Consider the following 22503-nt stretch of genomic DNA (forward strand, 5'->3'; position numbering starts at 1 on the left):
GTGTCATGACGATTACCGTGGAGCGCGATATTTTCCGTCTGGCGCAGGTGTTCACCATCAGCCGGGGCAGCCGGACCGAAGCGCAGGTGCTGACGGTTCGGATCACGCGGGATGGCGTGACGGGCTGGGGCGAATGTGTGCCTTATGCGCGTTATGACGAAACACTGGATTCGGTCACGCAGGAAATTCTGGGCCTGCCGTCAGAGGTGACGCGCGGCATGTTGCAGGAATTGCTGCCCGCAGGCGCGGCGCGGAACGCTGTGGATTGCGCCTTGTGGGATCTGGAAGCCAAGCAAACAGGCAAGCGGGTCTGGGAACTGGCCGGGCTGCCGGTGCCGGGACCAGAGATCACGGCCTATACCTTGTCGCTGGACACGCCCGAAGCGATGCGGGTGCAGGCGGAAAAGAACGCGTTCCGCCCGCTGTTGAAGATCAAGCTGGGGACGCCGGACGATATGCCCCGACTGGAAGCGGTCCGCGCGGGTGCGCCGAAATCACAGATCATCGTAGACGCGAATGAAGGCTGGAGCGCGGATGTCTATGCCGATCTGGCTCCGCATCTGGTGCGTTTGGGGGTGGCCTTGGTGGAACAGCCGCTGCCCGCATCCGAGGACGAGGCGCTGATCGGGATGGACCGGCCTGTGCCGGTATGTGCCGATGAAAGCTGTCACGACCGGGCCAGCCTGCCGCATCTGAAGGGCAAGTACGATGTGGTCAACATCAAGCTGGACAAAACCGGCGGCCTGACCGAGGCATTGGCGCTACGCGAACAGGCGCTGCGCGAGGGTTACAAGGTGATGGTGGGCTGCATGGTCGGGTCGTCGCTGGCGATGGCCCCGGCGACGCTGGTGGCGCAGGGTGTGATGGTAACAGACCTTGACGGGCCGCTTTTGTTGGCCGAAGACCGCGATAATGCTTTGCAATTCGATGCCGACGGGGTCCATCCCCCTGTTTCGGCCCTGTGGGGATAAGGAGAAAGCCCATGACCCGGACCGTTTTCGTCAACGGTGAATACCTGCCTGAAACCGAAGCAAAGGTTTCGATTTTCGACCGTGGCTTCCTGATGGCGGACGGCGTGTACGAAGTGACCAGCGTGCTGGACGGTAAGCTGATCGACTTTGATGGGCATCTGAAACGGCTGGAGCGGTCGCTGAACGAGCTGGGCATTCAGAAGCCTGCCGAGTTTGACGACCTGCTGGAAATTCACCGCAAGCTGGTGGCCGACAATGGGATCGAGGAAGGTATGGTTTACCTTCAGATCACGCGCGGATCGCCGGGGGACCGGGATTTCGTATTCCCCGACCCGGAAACCACCCGCCCGACGCTGGTGCTGTTCACCCAGAACAAACCCGGTCTGGCCGATAACCCTGTGGCCAAGCAGGGGATCAAGGTGATCTCGATCGAGGATATTCGCTGGGGTCGTCGGGACATCAAGACGGTGCAATTGCTGTACCCGTCGATGGGCAAGATGATGGCCAAGAAAGCGGGCTGCGATGATGCGTGGCTGGTCGAGGATGGTTTCGTGACCGAAGGCACCAGCAACAACACCTATATTGTCAAGGGCGGTAAGATCATCACTCGCAACCTGTCGAATGACATTCTGCATGGGATCACCCGCGCGGCGGTGCTGAAATTCGCCCGCGAGGCACAGATGGAGGTCGAAGAGCGGCCCTTTACCATCGAAGAAGCCCAAGGCGCGGAGGAGGCGTTCTTTACCTCGGCGTCGGCATTCGTGATGCCGGTGATCGAAGTGGACGGCGTGAAAGTAGGCGAAGGCAAGGTTGGCCCTGTGGCAACGCGCCTGCGCGAAATCTATCTGGATGAAAGCCGCAAGGCCGGTATCTGATCGTCTGCTGTAGATTTGAAAAAAGGGGCGTCCGCGTGGTGCGGGCGCCCTTTTGTATTTGGGGTCAGGCCGCCGGGGCGGTATCGAACCGGAAGCTGGATGCGGTGACGCCGCCAAAAATGTCTTTCTGGTGGTAGGTCTGGGTCATCTGGTCGTTTTCCGCTGCGCCAAGGGCCGCGAAAAGCGGGACAAGGTGATCTTCGCGGGCGTGACAGGTGCGAGCATAGGGGGCCAGTTCCCACCCCATCAATTCTTCGGTCCGTTGCGCGGGGGGCAGGGCCAGCGTGGTGGTCAGCCATTTGTCAAATTCATCTGACGGAACCTTGGCCCCCGGTCCGAACAGGCCCAGATTGTGATAGGACAGGCCCGAACCGACAATCAGCACGCCCTGATCGCGTAGCGGGGCTAGGGCGCGGCCCAGTTCAAAATGTTCCGCCGGATCGTAATGTGACCGCATGGACACCTGAAACAGCGGAATATTGGCCTGCGGATACATCACATAGGCAGGCACAAAGGTGCCGTGATCAAAGCCCTGTTTGTCATCCAGCCGGGTTGGCAGACCGGCGGCGCGGATCAGGTCAGCCGCCTGCTCAGCGATTTGCGGCGCGCCGGGGGCAGGGTATTTGATCTGATAGGTTTCAGGCGGAAAACCGGAATAGTCATAGACCATCGGCGGCTGGGCAGAGTGCATTACGGCATAGTCCGGGCCTTCCCAGTGGCCGGAAATCATCAGGATTGCCTTGGGCGTGGTGCCGATTTCGGCGGGCATTGCGGCCAGCGATTGTGCCAGCGGGTCCAAGGCCTGTGCCATTTGCGGAATCCACGGCCACGGGCCGCCACCATGCGAGATAAAGTAGGTCGGAAGCGTCTGTGTCATTTGGGCCTCTGGGTGAAATGAGGAACGTTTGTCTGACACGGAAGATAAGCGAAATGCGGAGGTTTACATAGGGACACGCACCCACAGGGCATGTGCGAATTTGCTGAATGTTTCTGCGCGCCGGGTGGTTTGGTGCGTGAGGTCACGCACCAATCAGGGCGGTGCCGTTATTTCGGTTCCCCGACATTTTCGGCGAAGGCCTTTTTGAATGCGGCCTGTTTATCGGCGTCCGCCTCGGTCTGGAATTGGGCCTTCCAGTCGTCATACGGCATCCCGTAATAGATTTCGCGGGCCTCGTCCTTGGTCATGTCGATGCCGCGGGCATTGGCGGCTTCCTGATACCAGCGGGACAGGCAGTTGCGGCAGAAGCCCGCCATGTTCATCAGGTCGATATTCTGAACATCGGTGCGTTTTTCCATCAGGTGTTCGCGCAGCGCACGAAAGGCGGCGGCTTCGATTTCAATCCGGGTTTGGTCGTCCATATCTGTCTCCTTACAGCACGCGTTTGGCATAGCTGGGACCGTGCATGTCGTTGCATTCCACGGTCAGGCTGCCGACGTCGGGCAGGGCGTCATTCATGACGTTTAGCACAAGTGCGGTCAGGTCCGCCTTTGTCTGATCGTCGCGGCCCGGCAGCAGGCGCAAATCTGCGTGGGCAAAGCTTTGGGGTTCGGTGCCGATGACAAAGCAATCATGCGGACGGGTGCGGATTTTCAGGCTTTCGGGATGCGGAATGGCCGGGTGGGCCGCCAGCGCATCGAATAGTGCGCGGCACAGAGCCGGGAAATCGTGGCTGTTTTCCAATCCGGCGGCGTGGTCGATGATGACATGGGGCACTTGCTCAGGCTCCGCAATCTTGCAGCGCGGCTTGTAGGATGGGGGCCAGACGTGCGCCCCAATCGGCCTGTTGCTGCGGGGTTTCGATCAGATCATTTCGCAGTTCGATCAGCACATTCGGGCGCTGCCATGCGATTGCGTGGCGGGCGATGGCGTCACCGGGCAGGTGGCCCCCATAAGGCTCGTTTTCCCCAACGCACAGGTCCGGTTCGGCGTGCAACCGCTGGATCAGCGGTTTGGACAGTCGCGTATCGGCGGCATAGAGGATGCCGATGTGCCACGGGCGCGGTTCGCGGCCCTGTAGTTGCCGGGTGAAGCTGTGGATGGATACGATCACGGTATCGTCCCGCCGTGCCGCCAGTTTTGTCAGCGCCGTGTGATAGGGGCGATAACAGGCGTTCAGCCGCTTTTCCAATTCTTCTGGACCGGCGTGGCGGTTGGCGGGGATGATGGTGCCGTCATACAGCTTCATCAGCAGGGTCGGATCATCCTCGCCCCGGTTCGGGTCGATCACAAGGCGCGAGAAGTTGGACAGGATCGCGGGGCCATCCAGCGCCTGTGCCAGTGCCTTGGATACGCCCGCCGCGCCGGGATCAAAGGCGATGTGGCGGTTCATATCGCCAGAGGCCAGCCCCAGCGACCCGTTGTTGACAAAGGGCGGTACGGTGTTGGCGGCATGGTCACATGTGACCAGCCAGCGCGAGGGGCGATCAGCCCCGATAATTTCATAGGGTTCGTAGGTCATAATGATTTCACACGTTTCCCTGACGCTTTAGGATAAATTTGCCGGGAATGGAATTGTTCCTGCGGATACAGCGGGTATAAGTTAGCGGTAACAGAAGAAAACGCGCGCCATGCGCCACCAGGACGGACAAACAGGATGAAGCGGCATCGGAATGTGAAAATCGTGGCTACGTTGGGGCCAGCCTCGGATACATATGATATGATCCGGGCGCTGCACGAGGCCGGGGCAGACGTGTTCCGCCTGAACATGAGCCACGGCAGCCATGACGAAATTCGCGAACGGTACGCGATGATCCGCCAGGTTGAGCAGGATTTGGGCAGCCCCATCGGTGTTTTGGCCGATTTGCAGGGGCCGAAGCTGCGGGTAGGTGTTTTCGCCAACGGGTCCGAGGAATTGGCGGAAGGCGCTGCATTCCGGCTGGATCTGGATACAGCTGACGGGGATGGCCAGCGGGTTTGTCTGCCCCACCCCGAGATTTTCGCTGCATTGGAACCGGGGGCATCGCTGTTGGTGAATGACGGGAAAATCCGCCTGAAGGTCACGGATTGCGGCGCGGATTACGCCAATTGCACCGTGGTCACGGGTGGAACGATTTCCAACCGCAAGGGCGTAAATGTCCCTGATGTGGTGCTGCCGCTGGCCGCGCTGTCGGACAAGGATCGCGCCGATCTGGAATTTGTCTGCGACCTAGGGGTGGATTGGCTGGCGCTGTCCTTTGTGCAGCGCCCCGAGGATGTGCAGGAAGCGCGGGCGCTGGCCAAAGGCCGGGCGGCGATCCTGTCGAAGATTGAAAAACCGTCGGCGGTGAAATGTTTTGACGATATTCTGGCGGTCAGTGATGGCGTTATGGTGGCGCGGGGCGATTTGGGGGTGGAATTGCCTGTCAGCCATGTCCCGCCAATCCAGAAACGGCTGGTGCGTAAATGCCGGGCGGCGGCAAAGCCGGTGATCGTGGCCACGCAAATGTTGGAAAGCATGATCGAATCACCCATGCCCACGCGGGCCGAAGTGTCCGATGTGGCAACCGCGATCTACGAAGGCGCGGATGCGGTGATGCTGAGCGCGGAATCGGCCGCGGGCCAATACCCCATCGAAGCCGTAACCACGATGAGCAATGTCGCGACCGAGGTGGAAAGCGATCCGACCTATACGGAGATCATCGAAGCCTCGCGCCATGCCAAGCGCAGCACGGTGGCGGACGGGATCGTGGCCGCCGCGCGCGAGATTGCGGAAACGACCGACATCAAAGCGATTTGCTGCTACACCGAATCCGGCACTACGGCGCTGTTGACCGCGCGGGAACGCCCCCGCGTGCCGATCATTGCCATGACCAGCCTGCGGCGCACGGCGCGGCGGTTGGCACTAAGCTGGGGCACCAATTGCGTCATGTCGGAGGAGGTGACGCGGTTTAAGCAGGCTGTCGTCAGCGCCGCCCGCGCGGCCCGCTCCGAAGGGTTCGCCACCGCCGAGGATCAGATTCTTGTGGTGGCGGGTGTGCCGTTCAACGTGCCGGGGACCACGAATATCCTGCGCGTTGCCCCATGCGAGGAACGTTTGATTTACGCCTCTGACCCAGAGTAACCTGCGCTGGTTTAAATGTGGGAGTAAGAGTTATGGACCCGGATACGGTTTTTGTAATGGGGCTGTTTATCGCTATCTTTTCGGTTCCGTCGATGGTGTCAGCATGGAGCGACGGGCATGTGCCTCGCGTGGCATCCGTGGTGGCGATTCTGGGGGGTGCCATGATGGTGTGGGCGCATTCCCAGAAGGTTGGCGGCTATAGTTTCGATGAAATTCCCGATCTGATCGTGAAAGTTGCGGGAAAATTCATCTGAATTGCTCTTGCCACAGGGGGAAAGCGCCAGTATACGCACCCCCTGTCTGCGCGACCGGCCTAAGAGGCATGCCGAGTCGTGTGTTCACCGTTGAAAAAGACAAGGAGACGGAAATGCCCAAGATGAAGACCAAATCGAGCGCCAAAAAGCGCTTCAAGGTGACGGCCACTGGTAAAGTCATCGCTGGTCAGGCCGGCAAGCGCCACGGCATGATCAAACGCCACAAGAAATTCATTCGCGACGCTCGCGGCACCACCACGCTGTCCGCACCCGACGCCAAGATCGTCAAGGGCTACATGCCCTACGACCGCTAAGAGGAGATTGATCAATGTCCCGCGTCAAAGGTGGAACCACGACCCACGCCCGTCACAAGAAAGTCATCAAGGCCGCAAAAGGCTATTATGGCCGCCGCAAGAACACCTTCAAGGTGGCGCGTCAGGCTGTTGACAAGGCAAACCAATACGCAACCCGTGACCGTAAGAACCGCAAGCGGAATTTCCGCGCGCTGTGGATTCAGCGGATCAACGCGGCTGTGCGTGCGCATGATGAATCGCTGACCTACTCGCGCTTCATCAACGGCCTGAATCTGGCTGGCGTCGAAGTCGACCGTAAGGTTCTGGCCGATCTGGCCGTACACGAACCTGCCGCGTTTGAAGCCATCGTCGAAAAGGCGAAGGCCGCGCTCGCGTAAGCCCAATCTGGGTGACACAGTATTGAAGCCGCGGACCTTTTGGGGTCTCGCGGCTTCTTGCGTTTTGGGCCTGCGCTGGGTAGCAGGGTTCCAACGGAAACGGAGGGTCGGATGGACGATCTGAGAGACAAGTATCTGGGCGCGATTGCTGGCGCCGGGGATGAAAACGCGCTGGAAGACATTCGTCTGCAAGCCGTCGGCAAAAAGGGCGAAGTCGCGCTGAAAATGCGTGAACTGGGCAAAATGACCCCCGAGGAACGGCAGGTCATGGGGCCGAAGCTGAACGCGCTGAAGGACGAGATTAACTCGGCGCTGTCGGCCAAGAAAACTGCGCTGGCCGATGTCGCGCTGGATGAACGCCTGCGCACCGAATGGCTGGACGTGACCCTGCCGGGTCGTCAGCGGCGTCAGGGCACGATTCACCCGGTCAGCCAAGTGACCGAGGAAGTGACCGCGATTTTTGCCGATATGGGGTTCAGCGTGGCCGAAGGCCCGCGCGTGGAAACCGATTGGTATAACTTTGACGCGCTGAATATTCCGGGCCACCACCCCGCGCGGGCGGAAATGGACACGTTCTATATGCACCGCGCGGAAGGCGACGATCGCCCGCCGCATGTGCTGCGCACGCATACCAGCCCGGTTCAAATCCGGTCGATGGAAAAACAGGGCGCGCCGATCCGCATCATCTGCCCCGGTGGCGTGTATCGCTGTGACTATGACCAGACCCACACCCCGATGTTCCATCAGGTCGAAGGGCTGGCGCTGGACAAGAATATCTCGATGGCGAACCTGAAATGGGTGCTAGAGGAATTCTTCTCGGCCTTCTTCGGAACCCATGTGAAAACCCGGTTCCGCGCCTCGCATTTCCCGTTCACGGAACCGTCCGCCGAGGTGGATATTCAGTGCCGTTGGGAAAACGGGTCTGTCAAAGTCGGCGAAGGCGATGACTGGCTAGAGGTACTGGGGTCCGGCATGGTGCATCCCAAGGTGCTGGAAGCGGGCGGGATTGACCCGAACGAATATCAGGGCTTTGCCTTTGGCATCGGGATCGACCGTCTGGCGATGCTGAAATACGGCATCCCTGATTTGCGGGCCTTCTTCGATTCCGACCTGCGCTGGCTGCGCCACTATGGCTTTGCTTCGCTGGACGTGCCGACCTTGCATGGTGGGCTGTCGCGGTGAGTACTCACGAGACAATCACGGCATGTGAAAACGTGTGCCGCGATCTAAAACTCACACTACTCTCGGATCCACGCGTGTTGCAGGGTTTGCTAACAGTTCTGGCTGCGATCATAGCCTCTGTAACGGCTCTCTATGTCGCGAAACGGGTATATCCAGAGCAAAAGCGGATAGACCATGCAAATGACATGCTTAAAGAAAAGCGGGAGGCTTACAGGAAGTTTCTCGGCGGAATGAACGCCGTTTTTACGGCAATTGTTCAAACCGATTTTGAGAAAGCTAAGCTAAACACGCATGAACTGCACGCCTTGGGTAGTGATTTCTTGTGTTTCGCATCTCCGGAAGTAGCGGCCTCCGCTCGCCACTATTTAGACTGTATGCAGGACTACAGGCAAAAGCGGTTTAAAAAAGTCAATGGAAGCCTTGTCTCTTGGAAAGATGAGGGTGTCCAACAGGCAAAGAAAGCGACCGAACGGGCGCGGGCGAATACAATATCTGCTATTCGAAGTGACCTTTTGGGTTTCGAAAATAGTGGAAACGATCAAGCGGTATCCGCGTTTTTCCCAAATTCTTATGAAGGGGATATTAAATGAAATTCACCCTCTCCTGGCTGAAAGAGCACCTGGATACTCAGGCTAGCCTTGATGACATCCTTGACGCCCTGACCGATCTGGGTCTGGAAGTGGAAGGGGTCGAAGACCCCGCCGCGAAGCTGTCCAGCTTTACCTTGGCCAAGGTCAAACATGCCGAACAGCACCCCGATGCGGATCGTCTGCGCGTGTGTACCGTGGAAACCGACGAAGGCGACAAACAGATCGTTTGCGGCGCGCCGAACGCCCGCGCGGGGATCACCGTGGTTCTGTGTAAACCCGGCGATTATGTCCCCGGTATTGATGTCACGCTGAGCGTTGGCAACATTCGCGGCGTCGAAAGCCACGGGATGATGGCCTCGGAACGTGAACTGGAACTGTCGGACGAACATAACGGTATTATCGAACTGCCCAGCGGTCAGGTCGGCCAGAAATTCACCGATTGGCTGGCGGAAAACGATCCGGCCAAGGTGGACCCGGTGATTGAAATCGCCATCACCCCGAACCGTCCCGATGCCTTGGGCGTGCGTGGTGTGGCGCTGGATCTGGCGGCGCGTGGTTTGGGTGTAATGAAACCCGCCAAAACCGCACAGATTGACGGCGGCTTCGCCTGCCCGATCACTGTCACGATTGACGAAGACACTCGTGAAAACGGCTGCGAGGTGTTCGCGGGCCGTCTGATCAAGGGCGTGAAAAACGGCCCCAGCCCCGCGTGGTTGCAGGCGCGGCTGAAAGCCATCGGCTTGCGCCCGATTTCCTGCCTTGTGGATGTGACCAACTTCTTCACCTATGACCGCAACCGCCCGCTGCACGTGTTCGATGCGGATAAGGTAAAGGGCGATCTGCGCGTCCACCGCACGCAGGGCGGCGAAACCATGCTGGGCCTGGATGAAAAGGATTACACCTTTGGCGCGGGTCAGGTGGTGATTTCCGATGATGCTGGCGTGGAATCCATCGGCGGGATTATGGGCGGCGAAGTGTCGGGCTGTACCGATGACACCGTGAACGTGTTCCTTGAAGCGGCGGTTTGGGACCGTATCCAGATCGCCACCACGGGCCGCGCGTTGAAGATCAACACCGATGCCCGCTATCGCAACGAACGCGGGATCGACCCGGATTATAACATGCAGGCGCTGGATGATGCCACGCAGATGATCCTTGATCTGTGCGGGGGCGAGCCGTCGAATGTGACGGTGGCCGGTCAGGTGCCGGATGTCAGCCGCGCCTATCGTCTGGACGCGCAGCGCATTCAGTCGCTTGTGGGCATGGACATCCCCGAGGACGAACAGCGCCGTATCCTGACCAGTCTGGGATTCCGGCTGGACGGCGACATGGCCTATGTCCCGTCATGGCGCCCCGATGTGATGGGCGAGGCTGATCTGGTCGAAGAAGTGGCGCGTGTCGCATCCTTGACCAAGTTGCAGGGTAAACCGCTGCCGCGTGCGCAGGCCGGTGTTCCCGCGCCGATCCTGTCCACCCGTCAGAAACGCGAACAGATCGCACGGCGCACGGCTGCGGCCTTGGGCTATAATGAATGCGTGACCTATTCGTTCATTGATCAGGCCAGCGCGGCGGTTTTCGGCGGTGGCACCGATGCGACGATGCTGGAAAACCCGATTTCTTCGGAAATGAGCCATATGCGCCCCGATCTGCTGGCCGGTCTGCTGCAAGCGGCGACCCGCAATCAGGCACGCGGTTTCATGGATATGGCCCTGTTCGAGGTTGGCCCGGTGTTCAGCGGCGGGGAACCGGGCGAACAGCGGTTGCAAATCGCGGGCATTCTGGTGGGTCGGACTGGCCCGAAAGACGTGCATGGCGCGGCCCGTCCGGTGGACCTGTTCGACGCCAAGGCAGATGCCGAGGCGCTGCTGGCCGCCATCGGCGCACCCGCCAAGGTGCAGGTCATGCGCAACGGCGCTGGCTGGTGGCATCCGGGGCGGCACGGGCAAATCTGTCTGGGTCCGAAAAAGGTGCTGGGCACCTTTGGCGAGGTACACCCCAAGGCGCTGACCGCGCTGGACGTAAAAGGGCCGGTTGTGGCCTTTACCCTGTGGCCCGAAGAGGTGCCAGAGCCGCGCAAGGTGGGATCGACCCGCCCGGCGCTGACGATCAGCGACTTGCAGGCGGTCGAACGGGACTTTGCCTTTGTCGTCGATACACAGGTCGAGGCGCTGACACTGGTCAACGCGGCGGCTGGATCGGACAAGGCGCTGATCGAAGATGTGCGCGTCTTTGACCAGTTCATCGGTGGCAGCTTGGGCGAAGGCAAGAAATCCATCGCCATCACCGTGCGGATGCAGCCGACCGAAAAGACCCTGACCGAAAAAGACATCGAGGCGGTCGCCGCCAAGATCGTTGAAAAGGTTGGCAAAGCCACGGGCGGCGTGCTGCGCGGCTAAGGTCTGGGGCGATATCGTATAAACCAAAAAGGGGCGAGATACGCCCCTTTTTCATGGCCGGAAAGGAACAGGAATTGCTGAACGTCTACCTGTCAGGGGAAATTCACACCGATTGGCGCGACCAGATCATCGCAGGATCGACCGGGCTGGAGGTTGCGTTTTCAGCCCCGGTCACGGATCACGATGCCAGCGACGATTGCGGGGTTGCGATCCTTGGGGCAGAGCCAAATAAATTCTGGCACGATCACAAAGGTGCAAAGCTGAATGCCATCCGCACCCGCCGCCTGATCGAACAAGCGGATGTCGTGGTGGTGCGCTTTGGTGACAAATACAAACAATGGAACGCGGCGTTTGATGCCGGTTATGCAGCGGCCTTGGGTAAATCCCTGATCGTGCTGCATGGCCCGGATCATCAGCACGCCCTGAAAGAGGTGGACGCTGCCGCGCTGGCTGTGGCGGAAGACCCGCAACAGGTGGTGCAAATCCTGCGCTATGTGCTGACAGGGCAATTACCGGGCTAAGCCGCCCAAGGTCATCGTTCACGGCAGGGGCGCCGGTTGGGTGATTACGCCCCTGCTGCTCTTTCTTGGTTCAAATATCCAAATCCCGCACTATCCCCTTGGGGGACGGTTGCGGGGGGAATTATCCTTCGCGCGGAGGGATATTCAGGCCACGCTGTACGGCGGGGCGGGCCAGAAAGCGATCCAGATAGGCGACAGTGTTGGGGAAGTTATCCCAGCCAACCACCTCTTTCGCGCCATAGAAATCCAGCGCCCGCAGCCAACCGCCCAAGGCGATGTCAGCAATCGAATAGTCGCCGCACAGCCAGTTCTGCCCGTCCAGTTGCCGTTCGATTACGCCCAGAAGCCGCTTGGCTTCGGTGATGTAGCGTTCACGCGGAAGCGGGTCTTCGACGGCGCTGCCTGCGAATTTATAGAAGAAGCCCAGTTGCCCAAACATCGGCCCGACGCCGCCCATCTGGAACATCACCCATTGAATGACCTTGTAGCGTTCGGCTGGATCAGTGGGCAAGAACTGGCCGGTTTTTTCCGCCAGATAGATCAGGATCGCACCGGATTCCCATAGCGGCAGGGGTTTGCCCCCCGGCCCATTGGGATCAATGATTGCGGGGATTTTGTTGTTCGGGTTCAGGGACAGGAATTCGGGTGACTTCACATCCTTATCGGCCAGCGTCACGGTATGCGCTTCGTAGGGCAGGCCGGTTTCTTCCAGCATGATCGACACTTTGATCCCATTGGGTGTGGGAAAAGAATATAGCTGCAACACCGAAGGGTCTTTGGCAGGCCAGCGCGTATTGATCGGGAAATCCTGAGGGAAAGTCATGCTTGCTCCTTATATCCACCTTGGGGGGAAATTAGCGGATTTTTCCCGATACAACAGGCTTGGTTTTGTGGAAAATTGCAGAATGGCTGTGACGCAGCGCGAACAACAGGCGTTTGACAGCGCTATTAAAGGAAGAGGGACAGATGCTTCAGGAATTTAAGACATTCATTGCCAAGGGCAATGTGATGGATATGGCGGTGGGGATTATCGTCGGGGCGGCCTTTACGGCCATTGTGCAATCGGTCGTCAAAGACCTGATTAACCCGATCATCGGGCTTTTTACCGGCGGGATTGATTTCACGAACAATTATGCGGTGCTGTCCGGTGATGTGCCGGATGGTGCCAGCCTGGATGCCGCACGCGAGGCCGGGGCGTCGATCTTTGCCTATGGTAGTTTCCTGATGGCGGTGATCAATTTCCTGATCATTGCGTTTGTCGTGTTCCTGCTGGTGAAGGCCGTGAATCGGGCCAAAGACGCGGCAATGAAAGAGGAAGAGGCAGCCCCGGCCCCCGAAGCCCCGAAAGGCCCAAGCGAGTTGGATGTACTGCTGGAAATTCGTGACGCCCTGAAAAAAGGGTAAGATAGGAAAATGCCCCCTCTGGCGGGATCAGAGGGGGCATTGGGATCAATCCGTTTGGCCCAGCAGGCGGTTGACCCGCCATGACAGGCCAAAGGCGATGGGGCTGACGATTAGGGACAGGGCAAAAGCCACGGGCCAGCCAGTCAGAAATGCCAGCGGCCAATGGCTTAGCCAATCCCGTGTTAGCCCCATATTCAGCGCACCGAAAAATCCGGTCATCAAAAAGGCCATCATGCCCGAGATGAAAATTTGCGCAACGATCACGATCTTTTTGTCCTGCATTGGGATATTCTTTCACAAGAACGCGAAAAGGGGCCATGATCAGGCACCCTCCCGCTGGATTGGGGTCAGGGTGCCGTGGGTTCCCAAGGGACTAATTCTTGCGTTGCAAGGACCGGAATAACCGAACCGGTCTGTCATTTTTCGGCCTGCATTCAGTAGGCGCTGAGGGTGGGAAAATCAATCGGTTGCTTCGCAAAAAAAGAACCCGGCGCATCCAAGGGGATAGCACCGGGCCTAGGGAGGATGCACCGAAGTGCGGGGGATCGGGACGCCGCCTGCAATCGGAAAATGGCAGCGCCCACGGAACGGGGGGCGGGCTGGCCGCACCCCGAATGGTTATTGGATCAGCGTTTGGGGTGACACCACATCAATACCCAAGGCCGCGCCCACGGCGGCATAGGTCAGTTGACCGGCATGGACGTTCAGGCCGTTCAGCAGGTGGGGATCATCCGCGCAGGCCTGTTTCCAGCCTTTGTTTGCCAGCGCCAGCATGAACGGCATGGTGGCATTGCCAAGCGCAATGGTGGACGTGCGGGCAACCGCGCCGGGCATGTTGGCAACGCAGTAGTGCATGATGCCATCGACCTCGTAAATCGGGTCGGCATGGGTGGTTGCACGCGACGTTTCAAAGCAGCCGCCCTGATCAATGGCGACATCCACCAGCGCCGCGCCGGGTTTCATGGTGGATAGTTGCGCACGGCTGATCAGCTTGGGCGCCGCCGCGCCGGGGATCAGTACCGCGCCCACAACCATATCGGCCTGAGCAATCAGCTCGGCAGTGTTCCCTTTGGAGGCATAGCCGGTTTTGAATTCATTGCGGAACGCATCGTCCAGATAGCGCAGGCGGGGCAGGGACATATCCAAAACGGTCACATCCGCGCCCATCCCGGCGGCCACGCGGGCGGCATGGGTGCCGACGACACCGCCACCGATCACGACCACCTTGGCCGGTCCAACGCCGGGGACGCCGCCCAACAGCACGCCGCGCCCGCCATTGGCTTTTTGCAGGGTCCATGCGCCGACCTGCGGGGCCAGTTTGCCCGCGACTTCGGACATGGGGGCCAACAAGGGCAGGCCGCCGTTCCGGTCTGTCACGGTTTCATAGGCGATGCAGGTCGCACCGGATGCCAACAGATCATGGGTTTGTTCGGGATCGGGGGCCAAGTGCAGGTAGGTGAACAAAAGCTGCCCTTCGCGCAGTATTTTGCGTTCTGCGGCCTGTGGCTCCTTTACCTTTACGATCATGTCGGCAGTGGCGAATACCTCTGCTGCGGTGGGCAGGATGATGGCACCGGCGGCGACATAGGTCGCATCGTCAAACCCCGCCCCAGCGCCCGCGCCGGTTTCGATGAACACCTGATGGCCGTGTGCTACGGCTTCGTGTGCGGCGATGGGCGTCATGCCAACGCGGAATTCTTGCGGTTTGATTTCCTTTGGACAACCGATTTTCATGGTGAATTCTCCCTGATGCTTTTTTAATCAGAATGTCGCTGGCTGGGCGCAAGTGCTTTGAAAATTGGGTCGCAATTCTTGGATTTTTGTGAATAACCTGCGCAAGAATGGGAAAAACTTCGAAGGATTTTGCGTAAATGGCGCTGGATGACACGGATCGGCGGATTCTGCGGGTGTTGCAACGCAAGGGGCGGATGTCCAATGCAGACCTGAGCGAACAGGTGAACCTTTCGCCCTCGGCCTGTCACCGGCGGGTGCAGCGGCTCGAATCTGACGGGTATATCCGCGATTATGTGGCGCTGCTGGATGCACGCAAAATGAACGTCCCGACCACGGTTTTCGTGGAAATCACCCTGCAAGGGCAGGCAGACGAAATTCTGGAAGCGTTCGAGAAGGCGGTTTCGCGCATTCCCGATGTGTTGGAATGTCACCTGATGGCAGGGACGGCGGACTACATCCTGAAAGTGGTGGCCGAAAATACCGAAGATTTCGCCCGTATCCACCGCCAACATCTGACGCGGTTGCCGGGGGTGGCGCAGATGCAATCTTCGTTCGCGCTGCGCACGGTGTTCAAGACGACTGCCCTGCCGGTCTGAGCGCCGGAATGCCGGGTCTTGCAAATGTCAGACATTTAAGGCTACGTTTCTGCACGGCATACGTCGCCAATCGGGAGGGGTGCAATGCAGTGGGATTATATCATCGTCGGCGCGGGCAGCGCGGGCTGTGTTCTGGCAAAGCGGTTGGCAGATGCCAACAAGAAGGTGTTGCTGCTAGAGGCCGGGGGCAGCGACAGCTATCACTGGGTCCACATTCCGATGGGCTATCTGTACTGCATCAACAACCCGCGCACGGACTGGATGTTCCGAACCGAGGCCGATCCGGGCCTGAACGGGCGCGAATTGCTGTATCCGCGTGGCAAGGTGCTGGGCGGGTGTTCGTCCATCAACGGGATGCTGTATCTGCGCGGGCAAGCCGCAGATTATGACGGTTGGCGTCAAATGGGCAATACCGGCTGGGGCTGGGACGATGTGCTGCCCTATTTCATGAGATCCGAGGATTACGTCGATGGTCCTTCGGACTTGCATGGGGTTGGCGGCGAATGGCGGGTGGATAATCAACGTCTGCATTGGGATGTGCTGGACGATTGGATGGAAGCCGCCGCACAAGAAGGGCTGCCCAAGGTTACGGATTTCAATCGCGGGAATAACGAAGGGGTCGGTTATTTCCGGGTCAACCAACGGGGCGGTTGGCGGATGAATACGGCCAAGGCGTTTTTGCGCACCAGCAAGGGGCAGGCGCTGAAGGTCGAAACCCACGCCCATACGCGGCGCGTGCTGTTGGAAAACGGGCGCTGTGTGGGGGTGGAGTACGAACAGAACGGGCAGGTGAAAACCGCTCGCGCGGCGGGCGAGGTGATCCTGTCCGCCGGGGCCATCGGCTCGCCGCAGATTTTGCAATTGTCCGGGATTGGGCCGGGTGCTTTGCTGCAAAAGCACGGGATCAGCGTACAGCACGACATGGCCGGTATCGGTGCGAATTTGCAGGACCATCTGCAATTGCGCTGCGCGTGGAAGCTACAGGGCGCCAAAACGCTGAACACGATGGCGAACAGCCTGTGGGGCAAGGCGATGATCGGGCTGGAGTATGTGATGAAACGATCCGGCCCGATGTCGATGGCACCATCGCAACTGGGGGCGTTTGCCAAGTCGCGGCCCGATCTGGCGACCCCTGATCTGGAATTTCACGTCCAACCCCTGACACTAGAAGCCTTCGGCCAGCCGTTGCATGATTTCCCGGCGATGACGGCCTCGGTCTGTAATTTGCGTCCCGAAAGCCGTGGCGTGGTGGAAATCACGGGGCCAGACCCCAAGGCGAAACCGCGTATCGCCCCGCGCTATCTGTCAACGGATGGCGATCGGCAGGTAGCTGCGGATTCGATCCGGCTGGCGCGGCGGATCATGGGGCAATCCGCGATGGCGAAATACACCCCCGAGGAAATGAAACCCGGTATCGTCGGCGATAGCGATGCCGATCTGGCCAAGGCGGCGGGCGATGTGGGGACCACGATTTTCCACCCTGTCGGAACGGTACGGATGGGGCCGGATCATGCCGCGCCGCTGGATGCCGAATTGCGGCTGCGCGGAATTGGTGGGCTGCGAGTCGTCGATGCGTCGATCATGCCGACAATTACCAGCGGCAACACCAATTCGCCCACGATCATGATTGCAGAAAAAGCCAGCGATATGATTTTGGCGGTAGCGCGATAAGGGCGATAATCCGGGCTGGAATGCGGCCCCGGCCTCTGTCATCTTTGGGGAAAACCGCAAAAGGGCAGTGGCATGGGCAATGTAGCGATCACCTATTTTTCAGGACGTGGACACACGCGCAAGCTGGCGGACAAGATTGCCGTGGCATTGGGGCAGGAAGGGTGCGCCGCGCGTCTGATTGATGTCACGGACCTGTCCCAGACGGATTGGCAGGCGATGGAAGCGGCGGACGCAATCCTGTTGGGTGCGCCGACGTATATGGGCAGTATTGCCGCCGAATATAAAAGCTTCATGGATGCCACCAGCGATATTTGGTCTGAACAGCTTTGGGCGGATAAGCTGGCTGCGGGGTTTACCGTGGCGACCTTTCCGGGGGGCGATAAGCTGTCGTCGCTGATGCAGTTGAACATCTTCGCCATGCAGCATGGGATGATCTGGGTCGGGCAAGATCAGATTGGTGCGCCGGTGAATGCCGATGCCGAAGGGATCAATGCCAGCGGCACATGGTTGGGGCTGGCGGCCACCACGGTGCGGGACAAAACGCTGATGGTGTCGCAGGGCGATTTGGAAACGGCGCATCGGTTCGGGCAGCGGATTGCGCGGGCGGTACGACGTTGGTCTATCTAGACGGGGTGTGACGGGCGGCACAGGCTGATGCGGAACGCGCGGTCCGCTGGCAGGCAAGGGAGGGTCCGGCAGATGTGGCTTCATCACGCTGACAAGATATTAGAGGGTGCGCTTTCGCCTCGTGCTGCGGCAACGTCGCGATTGGCGGCGTCGTGGCGGCGTTCGGCGGTGACGTATGGGCTGGACCCGCGCAACAGTCGCGCCCCGGAACGGATTGCGATGCCCGAAATCGCGCAACGCCGCGATGCGATGGGCGCGTTTCTGGCGCTGGCGACCCCGCAGTTGGATCAGTTGTTTCGTATGGTCGGGGCAACCGGGTGCTGCGTTCTGCTGACCGACGCCGAAGGTGTCGTGTTGGAAGAACGCTGCTCGGACGCGGATCGGGGCGTATTTGAAAGCTGGGGGCTGTGGCCTGGCGCTGTCTGGAGCGAACAAACCGAAGGCACCAATGGCATTGGCACCTGTCTGGCGGAAAAGCGGCAGGTCATTATCCACCGCGACGATCATTTCCACAGCCGCAACACCGCGATGAGCTGCATGGACGCCCCGATTTACGGTGCCGAGGGCGAGATCGTGGCCGCGTTGGACGTGTCATCGTGCCGGGCGGATCAGACCGAAGGATTTACCCGGTTGATTGCCGGGGCCGTGGCGCAGACCGCGCGGCAGATTGAAACCGCGCATTTTCGCGCGGCATTTCCGGGTGCGCGGTTTGTGGATGTCGGCGAAGACCGCCCGTCCGAGGCATTGCTGCTGGCGGTGGATGGCGACGATCTGGTGATCGGGGCCACCCGTGCGGCCCGTCGTAAGCTGGGGCTGGAGGCGGCAAACCTGTCCGATCCATTGCCCGCGGCCGATCTGCTGGGCATGGCGCAGGATGACAGCGGGTTGGAACAGGCTGAACGCGCCGCCCTGCGCCGGGCCTTGGCGCGGTCCGGGGGAAATGCCAGTGCTGCGGCGCGCGAACTGGGAATTGGCCGGGCGACGCTGTACCGCCGGATGAAGCGTGTGGGGCTGAACTGATCTGTCCCATCTGTCTCAGTCCTGAGACAGATTGTGGGCGCAGTCTGATCCGGTGGGGCTGTTTTCATCGCGGAATCGGCTGACCTTTCTTGCATCGCCGGGTGGACCGGCCTGTGAGGAGGAGAAACCAGAATGAACGAGATGACCAACCCCGAAGCGGCGCAATACGTATCGCCCTTCAAAGCCCGCTATGACAATTTCATCGGTGGCGCATTCGTGGCCCCGGTGAATGGCCGCTACTTTGACAACATCACCCCGATTTCCGGCGCAAAGATTTGCGAAGTGGCCCGCTCGGACGAGGCGGATATTGAACTGGCTCTGGATGCTGCCCATGCCGCCAAAGATGTTTGGGGCAAAACCAGCCCGGCCGAGCGGGCGAATGTCCTGCTGAAAATCGCGGACCGGATCGAGGCCAATCTGGACCTGATCGCCACGGCGGAAACATGGGATAACGGCAAGCCGATCCGTGAAACCACTGCGGCGGATATTCCGCTGTCGGTGGATCATTTCCGCTATTTCGCGGGTGTCCTGCGCGCGCAAGAAGGCACGATGTCGGAAATCGACCACGATACCGTGGCCTATCATTTCCATGAACCGCTGGGTGTGGTGGGGCAGATCATCCCGTGGAATTTTTCTATCCTGATGGCGGCGTGGAAACTGGCCCCGGCATTGGCAGCGGGCAATTGCATCGTGCTGAAACCGGCAGAACAAACCCCGGCTGCAATCATGGTTCTGATGGAGCTGATTGCTGATCTTCTGCCCGCTGGTGTGCTGAACGTGGTGAACGGCTATGGTGCCGAAGTGGGTGCACCGCTGGCACGTAGCCCACGCATTGCCAAGATCGCCTTTACCGGGTCCACCGCGACGGGGCGCAAGATCATGGAAGCCGCTACGGTGAACCTGATCCCGGTGACGTTGGAACTGGGGGGCAAGTCGCCCAATATCTTTTTCAGCGATGTGATGGCGCAGGACGATGCGTTTCTGGACAAGGCGGTCGAAGGCTTCGTGCTGTTCGCCTTTAATCAGGGCGAGGTCTGCACCTGCCCCAGCCGCGCGCTGATTCAGGAAGACATTTACGAGGAATTCATCGCCCGCTGTATCGAGCGGGTGAAGGCGATCAAACAGGGCGACCCGCGAGATATCAACACGATGGTGGGCGCACAGGCCAGTCAGGAACAGCAGGACAAGATCATGTCCTATCTGACGATCGGTGTCGAAGAAGGGGCCGAGGTGCTGATCGGCGGCGATGCCGCGCGGTTCAACGGCGATCTGGCGAATGGGTTCTATATCCAGCCGACCATCCTGAAAGGCCACAACAAAATGCGGGTTTTCCAAGAGGAAATCTTTGGTCCCGTGGTGTCTGTGACCACTTTCAAGGACGAAGCCGAAGCCTTGGCGATAGCCAATGACACGATGTACGGGCTTGGGGCCGGTGTCTGGACCCGCGACGGCACCCGCGCCTATCGCTTTGGTCGCAATATCGAAGCGGGCCGCGTCTGGGTGAACAACTACCACGCTTATCCGGCCCATGCGGCCTTTGGCGGGTATAAACAGTCGGGCATCGGGCGCGAAACCCATAAGATGATGCTGGATCACTATCAGCAGACCAAGAACATGCTGGTTAGCTATAACCCGAACAAGCTGGGCTTCTTCTGAGGTTTTAAGGGCGCAAGTAAGGCGGCATCGGGCAAATGCGGCCTTGCTTGTTGAACGCATTCCATCTGTTTCATCTTGCCAAAAATACTCACTGCACCGGACGGGTGGCAGGCGGAACGCAAAAGGCCCGGACGCGATGGTCCGGGCCTTTTGTGTCTGTCTTCTTTATGACGATCAGGGTTGTTCGTCGCCCGAGTCGCTGCCGGGCAGATTGAAGAAGCTGTCGGCGTCCGAGAAATCCACTTCTTTTTCGTCCTCGTCGCTGTCGTCTTTCAGGCTGAACGTTTCCAGCCCTTCGATAGCGGTCGGGATTTTGGGTTCCGCGTCCATCGACAAGCTTTGTTCGGTCGACAGCAGCTTGCGGCGGTCATCGTCCGACATCGCTTCGCCATCGGCAGCCCGTTTGGCTGCGGCTTTTTGAACGGCGGCATCCAGTTCGGATTGTTTACACAGCCCCAAGGCGACCGGATCAATCGGCTGCATGTTGGCGATGTTCCAATGGGTGCGTTCGCGGATTGACTGGATCGTTGGCTTGGTCGTGCCAACCAGTTTCGCAATCTGGCCATCGCTGAGTTCCGGGTGGAACTTGACCAGCCACAGGATCGAATTCGGGCGGTCCTGACGCTTGGACAGCGGGGTATAGCGCGGGCCACGGCGTTTTTCCTCGCCTGCGGCGGCGGGGTTGATTTTCAGCTTCAGCTTATGCAGTGGGTTTTTTTCCGCTTTGGCGATTTCGCCTTCGTCCAGCTGGTTGTTGGCGACCGGATCGAACCCTTTGACCCCCGGTGCCACGTCGCCATCGGCGATGCCCTGAATTTCCAGTTCATGCAGGCCGACAAAGTCGGCGATCTGCTTGAAGCTGATCGTGGTGTTGTCGATCAGCCAAACGGCGGTTGCTTTCGCCATAATGGGTTTGGCCATGTCATCTCTCCTTGACGCAAATCTTCCCCGTTGCCTGAAACAGGCTGCCCTTTTCGGGCGGGTTACCGTTGTCGGGGAACTTGGCGCCTATATAGTGCGGATAAAGACAGAAGGAAAGAGTTTATGCGATTTGCCCTGAAAACCCTTGTTTTAGCGCTGTGTTTTGCCGCCCCCGCCGCGTTGCGTGCGGATGGAGAGAAGGCCGGGCAGTTCGATTATTATGTTCTGTCGCTTAGCTGGTCGCCCAATTGGTGTGCGCTGGAAGGGGATGCGCGGAAATCACCGCAATGTGACGCGCGGCATGACTATGGTTGGGTGCTGCATGGGCTGTGGCCGCAATATCACCGGGGTTGGCCTGCATTTTGCCGGACCACTGAATTGGAACCGACCCGCCGCATGACCAACGATATGGAAGACATTATGGGCAGTGCGGGATTGGCTTGGTATCAATGGGAAAAGCACGGCACCTGTTCGGGATTGACGGCCCCCCAATATTTCGCATTGGCGCGGAAGGCTTATGAGCAAGTCAATCGCCCCCAGATTTTCCGCAAATTGGACCGGGCCGTGAAATTGCCCGCCAGTGTCGTCGAAGAAGCATTCCTAAAGGCCAATCCGGGCTGGGAACCGGATATGTTGACGATTACCTGCCGGGATGGCCGCATTCAGGAAGCGCGGCTGTGTTTGTCCAAAGATTTGCGTCCGGTTCCGTGTGGGCGGGATGCGGTGCGGGATTGCCGACAAAAAGACGCGCTGTTTGACCCGGTGCGTTGATAATCTGAATATAAAAAAGGCGGGCTGCGATGGCAGCGCGCCTTTGATAGGGGGCAATCCTGAAAACCAATTGGGTATTGGTCTTAAATCTCCAGATCTTCGGGTGATTTTCCAGATGCCACGGCAGCCACGAACCAATCGGGGCGTCGGCCTTTGCCGGTCCAGGTTTGCGCGGGGTCTGCCGGGTTGGCGTATTTGGGAATGCCGGCAGATTTAGACTTGGCCCGACGGACACCAGCCACCCCGGTCAATTCCGCCAAAGAAAACCCCATTTCCTTGGCTTTCATCTCTAGCGCGGCCAAAGCGGTGGCGCGCTGGCGGTCTTCGTAGCTGGCAATCGCCTTGGCGATCTTCTTCTCCAGCGCTTTTAGTTCCGCAAGAGACAGACCGTCTAAATCGGAGGCCAGAGTATTTGTAACATTAGACATGGCAATATTCCCGTCAATCTAGGCTCAGGACCCATTAATCGGCTTGAGATCGCATTGGTCGCATGCTTCAAATCCCCAAACTTTCAGGGGGTATCATGAGCAATCTATTTTGGCTGACCGACGAACAGATGGCGCGGCTGCGACCGTTCTTTCCC

General features: G+C 59.3%; 26 protein-coding genes. 17 read left to right on the top strand and 9 right to left on the bottom strand.

All coding sequences use genetic code 11. The annotated features are described in order from the left end of the window. The first annotated feature begins 5 nt into the window (after positions 1 to 5). Both dgcA and FN828_RS07375 read left to right on the top strand, forming a co-directional pair. On the top strand, positions 6 to 971 hold the full coding sequence (dgcA, locus tag FN828_RS07370) for an N-acetyl-D-Glu racemase DgcA (protein WP_142492763.1): 966 nt from the start codon (positions 6 to 8) through the stop codon (positions 969 to 971). Positions 972 to 982: 11 nt separating this feature from the next. Then, positions 983 to 1846 carry a D-amino-acid transaminase gene (locus tag FN828_RS07375; RefSeq protein WP_142492764.1) on the top strand — a complete coding sequence of 288 codons (864 nt, stop codon included), beginning with the start codon at positions 983 to 985 and terminating at the stop codon, positions 1844 to 1846. A 64-nt stretch (positions 1847 to 1910) separates the two neighbouring features. Here the strand turns inward: FN828_RS07375 and FN828_RS07380 are convergent, their stop codons facing one another. The 4 genes from FN828_RS07380 to FN828_RS07395 form a co-directional block, all read right to left on the bottom strand. After that, the gene (locus FN828_RS07380) at positions 1911 to 2723 is read right to left on the bottom strand and encodes a DODA-type extradiol aromatic ring-opening family dioxygenase (RefSeq protein WP_142492765.1); all 813 of its coding nucleotides are present in this window, start codon (positions 2721 to 2723) and stop codon (positions 1911 to 1913) included. A gap of 167 nt (positions 2724 to 2890) precedes the next feature. Beyond that, complete coding sequence (locus FN828_RS07385; RefSeq protein WP_142492766.1) at positions 2891 to 3205, bottom strand: DUF1244 domain-containing protein; 315 nt, start codon at positions 3203 to 3205, stop codon at positions 2891 to 2893. 10 nt (positions 3206 to 3215) lie between these two features. Continuing rightward, complete coding sequence (locus FN828_RS07390) at positions 3216 to 3560, bottom strand: 5-carboxymethyl-2-hydroxymuconate Delta-isomerase (protein WP_142492767.1); 345 nt, start codon at positions 3558 to 3560, stop codon at positions 3216 to 3218. 4 nt (positions 3561 to 3564) lie between these two features. Further along, complete coding sequence (locus FN828_RS07395) at positions 3565 to 4305, bottom strand: N-formylglutamate amidohydrolase (RefSeq protein ID WP_142492768.1); 741 nt, start codon at positions 4303 to 4305, stop codon at positions 3565 to 3567. 135 nt (positions 4306 to 4440) lie between these two features. Between FN828_RS07395 and pyk the strand changes: the two genes are divergently transcribed. The 8 genes from pyk (at position 4441) to FN828_RS07435 (ending at position 11520) form a co-directional block, all read left to right on the top strand. Further along, positions 4441 to 5886, top strand: a complete 1446-nt coding sequence (gene pyk, locus FN828_RS07400) for a pyruvate kinase (protein ID WP_142492769.1) — start codon at positions 4441 to 4443, stop codon at positions 5884 to 5886. Positions 5887 to 5918: 32 nt separating this feature from the next. Continuing rightward, a complete protein-coding gene (locus FN828_RS07405; RefSeq protein WP_142492770.1) occupies positions 5919 to 6140 on the top strand; it encodes a hypothetical protein in 222 nt (73 codons plus the stop codon). Between the two features lie 113 nt (positions 6141 to 6253). Continuing rightward, entirely contained in the window at positions 6254 to 6454 is a 201-nt protein-coding gene (gene rpmI, locus FN828_RS07410) for a 50S ribosomal protein L35 (protein ID WP_142492771.1), read from the top strand. Between the two features lie 14 nt (positions 6455 to 6468). Then, positions 6469 to 6831 carry a 50S ribosomal protein L20 gene (gene rplT / locus FN828_RS07415; RefSeq protein WP_142492772.1) on the top strand — a complete coding sequence of 121 codons (363 nt, stop codon included), beginning with the start codon at positions 6469 to 6471 and terminating at the stop codon, positions 6829 to 6831. Between the two features lie 111 nt (positions 6832 to 6942). Continuing rightward, on the top strand, positions 6943 to 8013 hold the full coding sequence (gene pheS, locus FN828_RS07420) for a phenylalanine--tRNA ligase subunit alpha (protein ID WP_142492773.1): 1071 nt from the start codon (positions 6943 to 6945) through the stop codon (positions 8011 to 8013). A 74-nt stretch (positions 8014 to 8087) separates the two neighbouring features. Continuing rightward, positions 8088 to 8603 (top strand): hypothetical protein, encoded by a 516-nt coding sequence (locus FN828_RS07425; protein WP_142492774.1) that lies wholly within the window; start codon positions 8088 to 8090, stop codon positions 8601 to 8603. Beyond that, entirely contained in the window at positions 8600 to 10999 is a 2400-nt protein-coding gene (pheT, locus tag FN828_RS07430; RefSeq protein ID WP_142492775.1) for a phenylalanine--tRNA ligase subunit beta, read from the top strand. The genes FN828_RS07425 and pheT overlap by 4 nt, the downstream gene beginning before the upstream one ends. A 53-nt stretch (positions 11000 to 11052) precedes the next feature. Beyond that, positions 11053 to 11520: a YtoQ family protein gene (locus tag FN828_RS07435; protein WP_142492776.1), complete on the top strand. Its 468-nt coding sequence runs from the start codon at positions 11053 to 11055 to the stop codon at positions 11518 to 11520. A 121-nt stretch (positions 11521 to 11641) separates the two neighbouring features. On the opposite strand, the gene FN828_RS07440 is transcribed toward FN828_RS07435, so the two are convergent. Continuing rightward, positions 11642 to 12343, bottom strand: a complete 702-nt coding sequence (locus tag FN828_RS07440; RefSeq protein ID WP_142492777.1) for a glutathione S-transferase family protein — start codon at positions 12341 to 12343, stop codon at positions 11642 to 11644. Between the two features lie 143 nt (positions 12344 to 12486). Between FN828_RS07440 and mscL the strand changes: the two genes are divergently transcribed. Next, the gene (mscL, locus tag FN828_RS07445) at positions 12487 to 12924 is read left to right on the top strand and encodes a large conductance mechanosensitive channel protein MscL (protein WP_142492778.1); all 438 of its coding nucleotides are present in this window, start codon (positions 12487 to 12489) and stop codon (positions 12922 to 12924) included. A 45-nt stretch (positions 12925 to 12969) separates the two neighbouring features. Here mscL and FN828_RS07450 read toward each other — a convergent pair whose 3' ends face one another. Both FN828_RS07450 and ald read right to left on the bottom strand, forming a co-directional pair. Then, positions 12970 to 13206: a DUF2798 domain-containing protein gene (locus tag FN828_RS07450; RefSeq protein WP_142492779.1), complete on the bottom strand. Its 237-nt coding sequence runs from the start codon at positions 13204 to 13206 to the stop codon at positions 12970 to 12972. Between the two features lie 336 nt (positions 13207 to 13542). Next, positions 13543 to 14658: an alanine dehydrogenase gene (gene ald, locus FN828_RS07455; RefSeq protein ID WP_142492780.1), complete on the bottom strand. Its 1116-nt coding sequence runs from the start codon at positions 14656 to 14658 to the stop codon at positions 13543 to 13545. 137 nt (positions 14659 to 14795) lie between these two features. On the opposite strand from ald, the gene FN828_RS07460 reads away from it, so the two are divergent. From FN828_RS07460 to exaC, 5 genes are all read left to right on the top strand, one after another. Beyond that, positions 14796 to 15254 (top strand): Lrp/AsnC family transcriptional regulator, encoded by a 459-nt coding sequence (locus tag FN828_RS07460; protein WP_142492781.1) that lies wholly within the window; start codon positions 14796 to 14798, stop codon positions 15252 to 15254. A gap of 84 nt (positions 15255 to 15338) precedes the next feature. After that, entirely contained in the window at positions 15339 to 16925 is a 1587-nt protein-coding gene (locus tag FN828_RS07465; RefSeq protein WP_142492782.1) for a GMC family oxidoreductase, read from the top strand. 72 nt (positions 16926 to 16997) lie between these two features. Next, a complete protein-coding gene (locus FN828_RS07470) occupies positions 16998 to 17552 on the top strand; it encodes a flavodoxin family protein (RefSeq protein WP_142492783.1) in 555 nt (184 codons plus the stop codon). 72 nt (positions 17553 to 17624) lie between these two features. After that, positions 17625 to 18572 carry a GAF domain-containing protein gene (locus FN828_RS07475; RefSeq protein ID WP_142492784.1) on the top strand — a complete coding sequence of 316 codons (948 nt, stop codon included), beginning with the start codon at positions 17625 to 17627 and terminating at the stop codon, positions 18570 to 18572. 132 nt (positions 18573 to 18704) lie between these two features. Next, on the top strand, positions 18705 to 20228 hold the full coding sequence (gene exaC, locus FN828_RS07480; protein WP_142492785.1) for an acetaldehyde dehydrogenase ExaC: 1524 nt from the start codon (positions 18705 to 18707) through the stop codon (positions 20226 to 20228). A 174-nt stretch (positions 20229 to 20402) separates the two neighbouring features. Here exaC and FN828_RS07485 read toward each other — a convergent pair whose 3' ends face one another. Next, positions 20403 to 21149, bottom strand: coding sequence for a DUF1013 domain-containing protein (locus FN828_RS07485; protein ID WP_142492786.1), 747 nt, complete (start codon positions 21147 to 21149; stop codon positions 20403 to 20405). A gap of 123 nt (positions 21150 to 21272) precedes the next feature. Between FN828_RS07485 and FN828_RS07490 the strand changes: the two genes are divergently transcribed. Beyond that, positions 21273 to 21920, top strand: a complete 648-nt coding sequence (locus tag FN828_RS07490) for a ribonuclease T2 family protein (protein ID WP_142492787.1) — start codon at positions 21273 to 21275, stop codon at positions 21918 to 21920. Positions 21921 to 22003: 83 nt separating this feature from the next. Here the strand turns inward: FN828_RS07490 and FN828_RS07495 are convergent, their stop codons facing one another. Then, complete coding sequence (locus FN828_RS07495; protein WP_142492788.1) at positions 22004 to 22348, bottom strand: H-NS histone family protein; 345 nt, start codon at positions 22346 to 22348, stop codon at positions 22004 to 22006. Between the last annotated feature and the right edge of the window lie 155 nt (positions 22349 to 22503).

Origin of the sequence: Thalassovita litoralis (assembly GCF_900182725.1) — a bacterium.
In the GTDB taxonomy this organism is placed as follows: Bacteria; Pseudomonadota; Alphaproteobacteria; order Rhodobacterales; family Rhodobacteraceae; genus Thalassobius; species Thalassobius litoralis.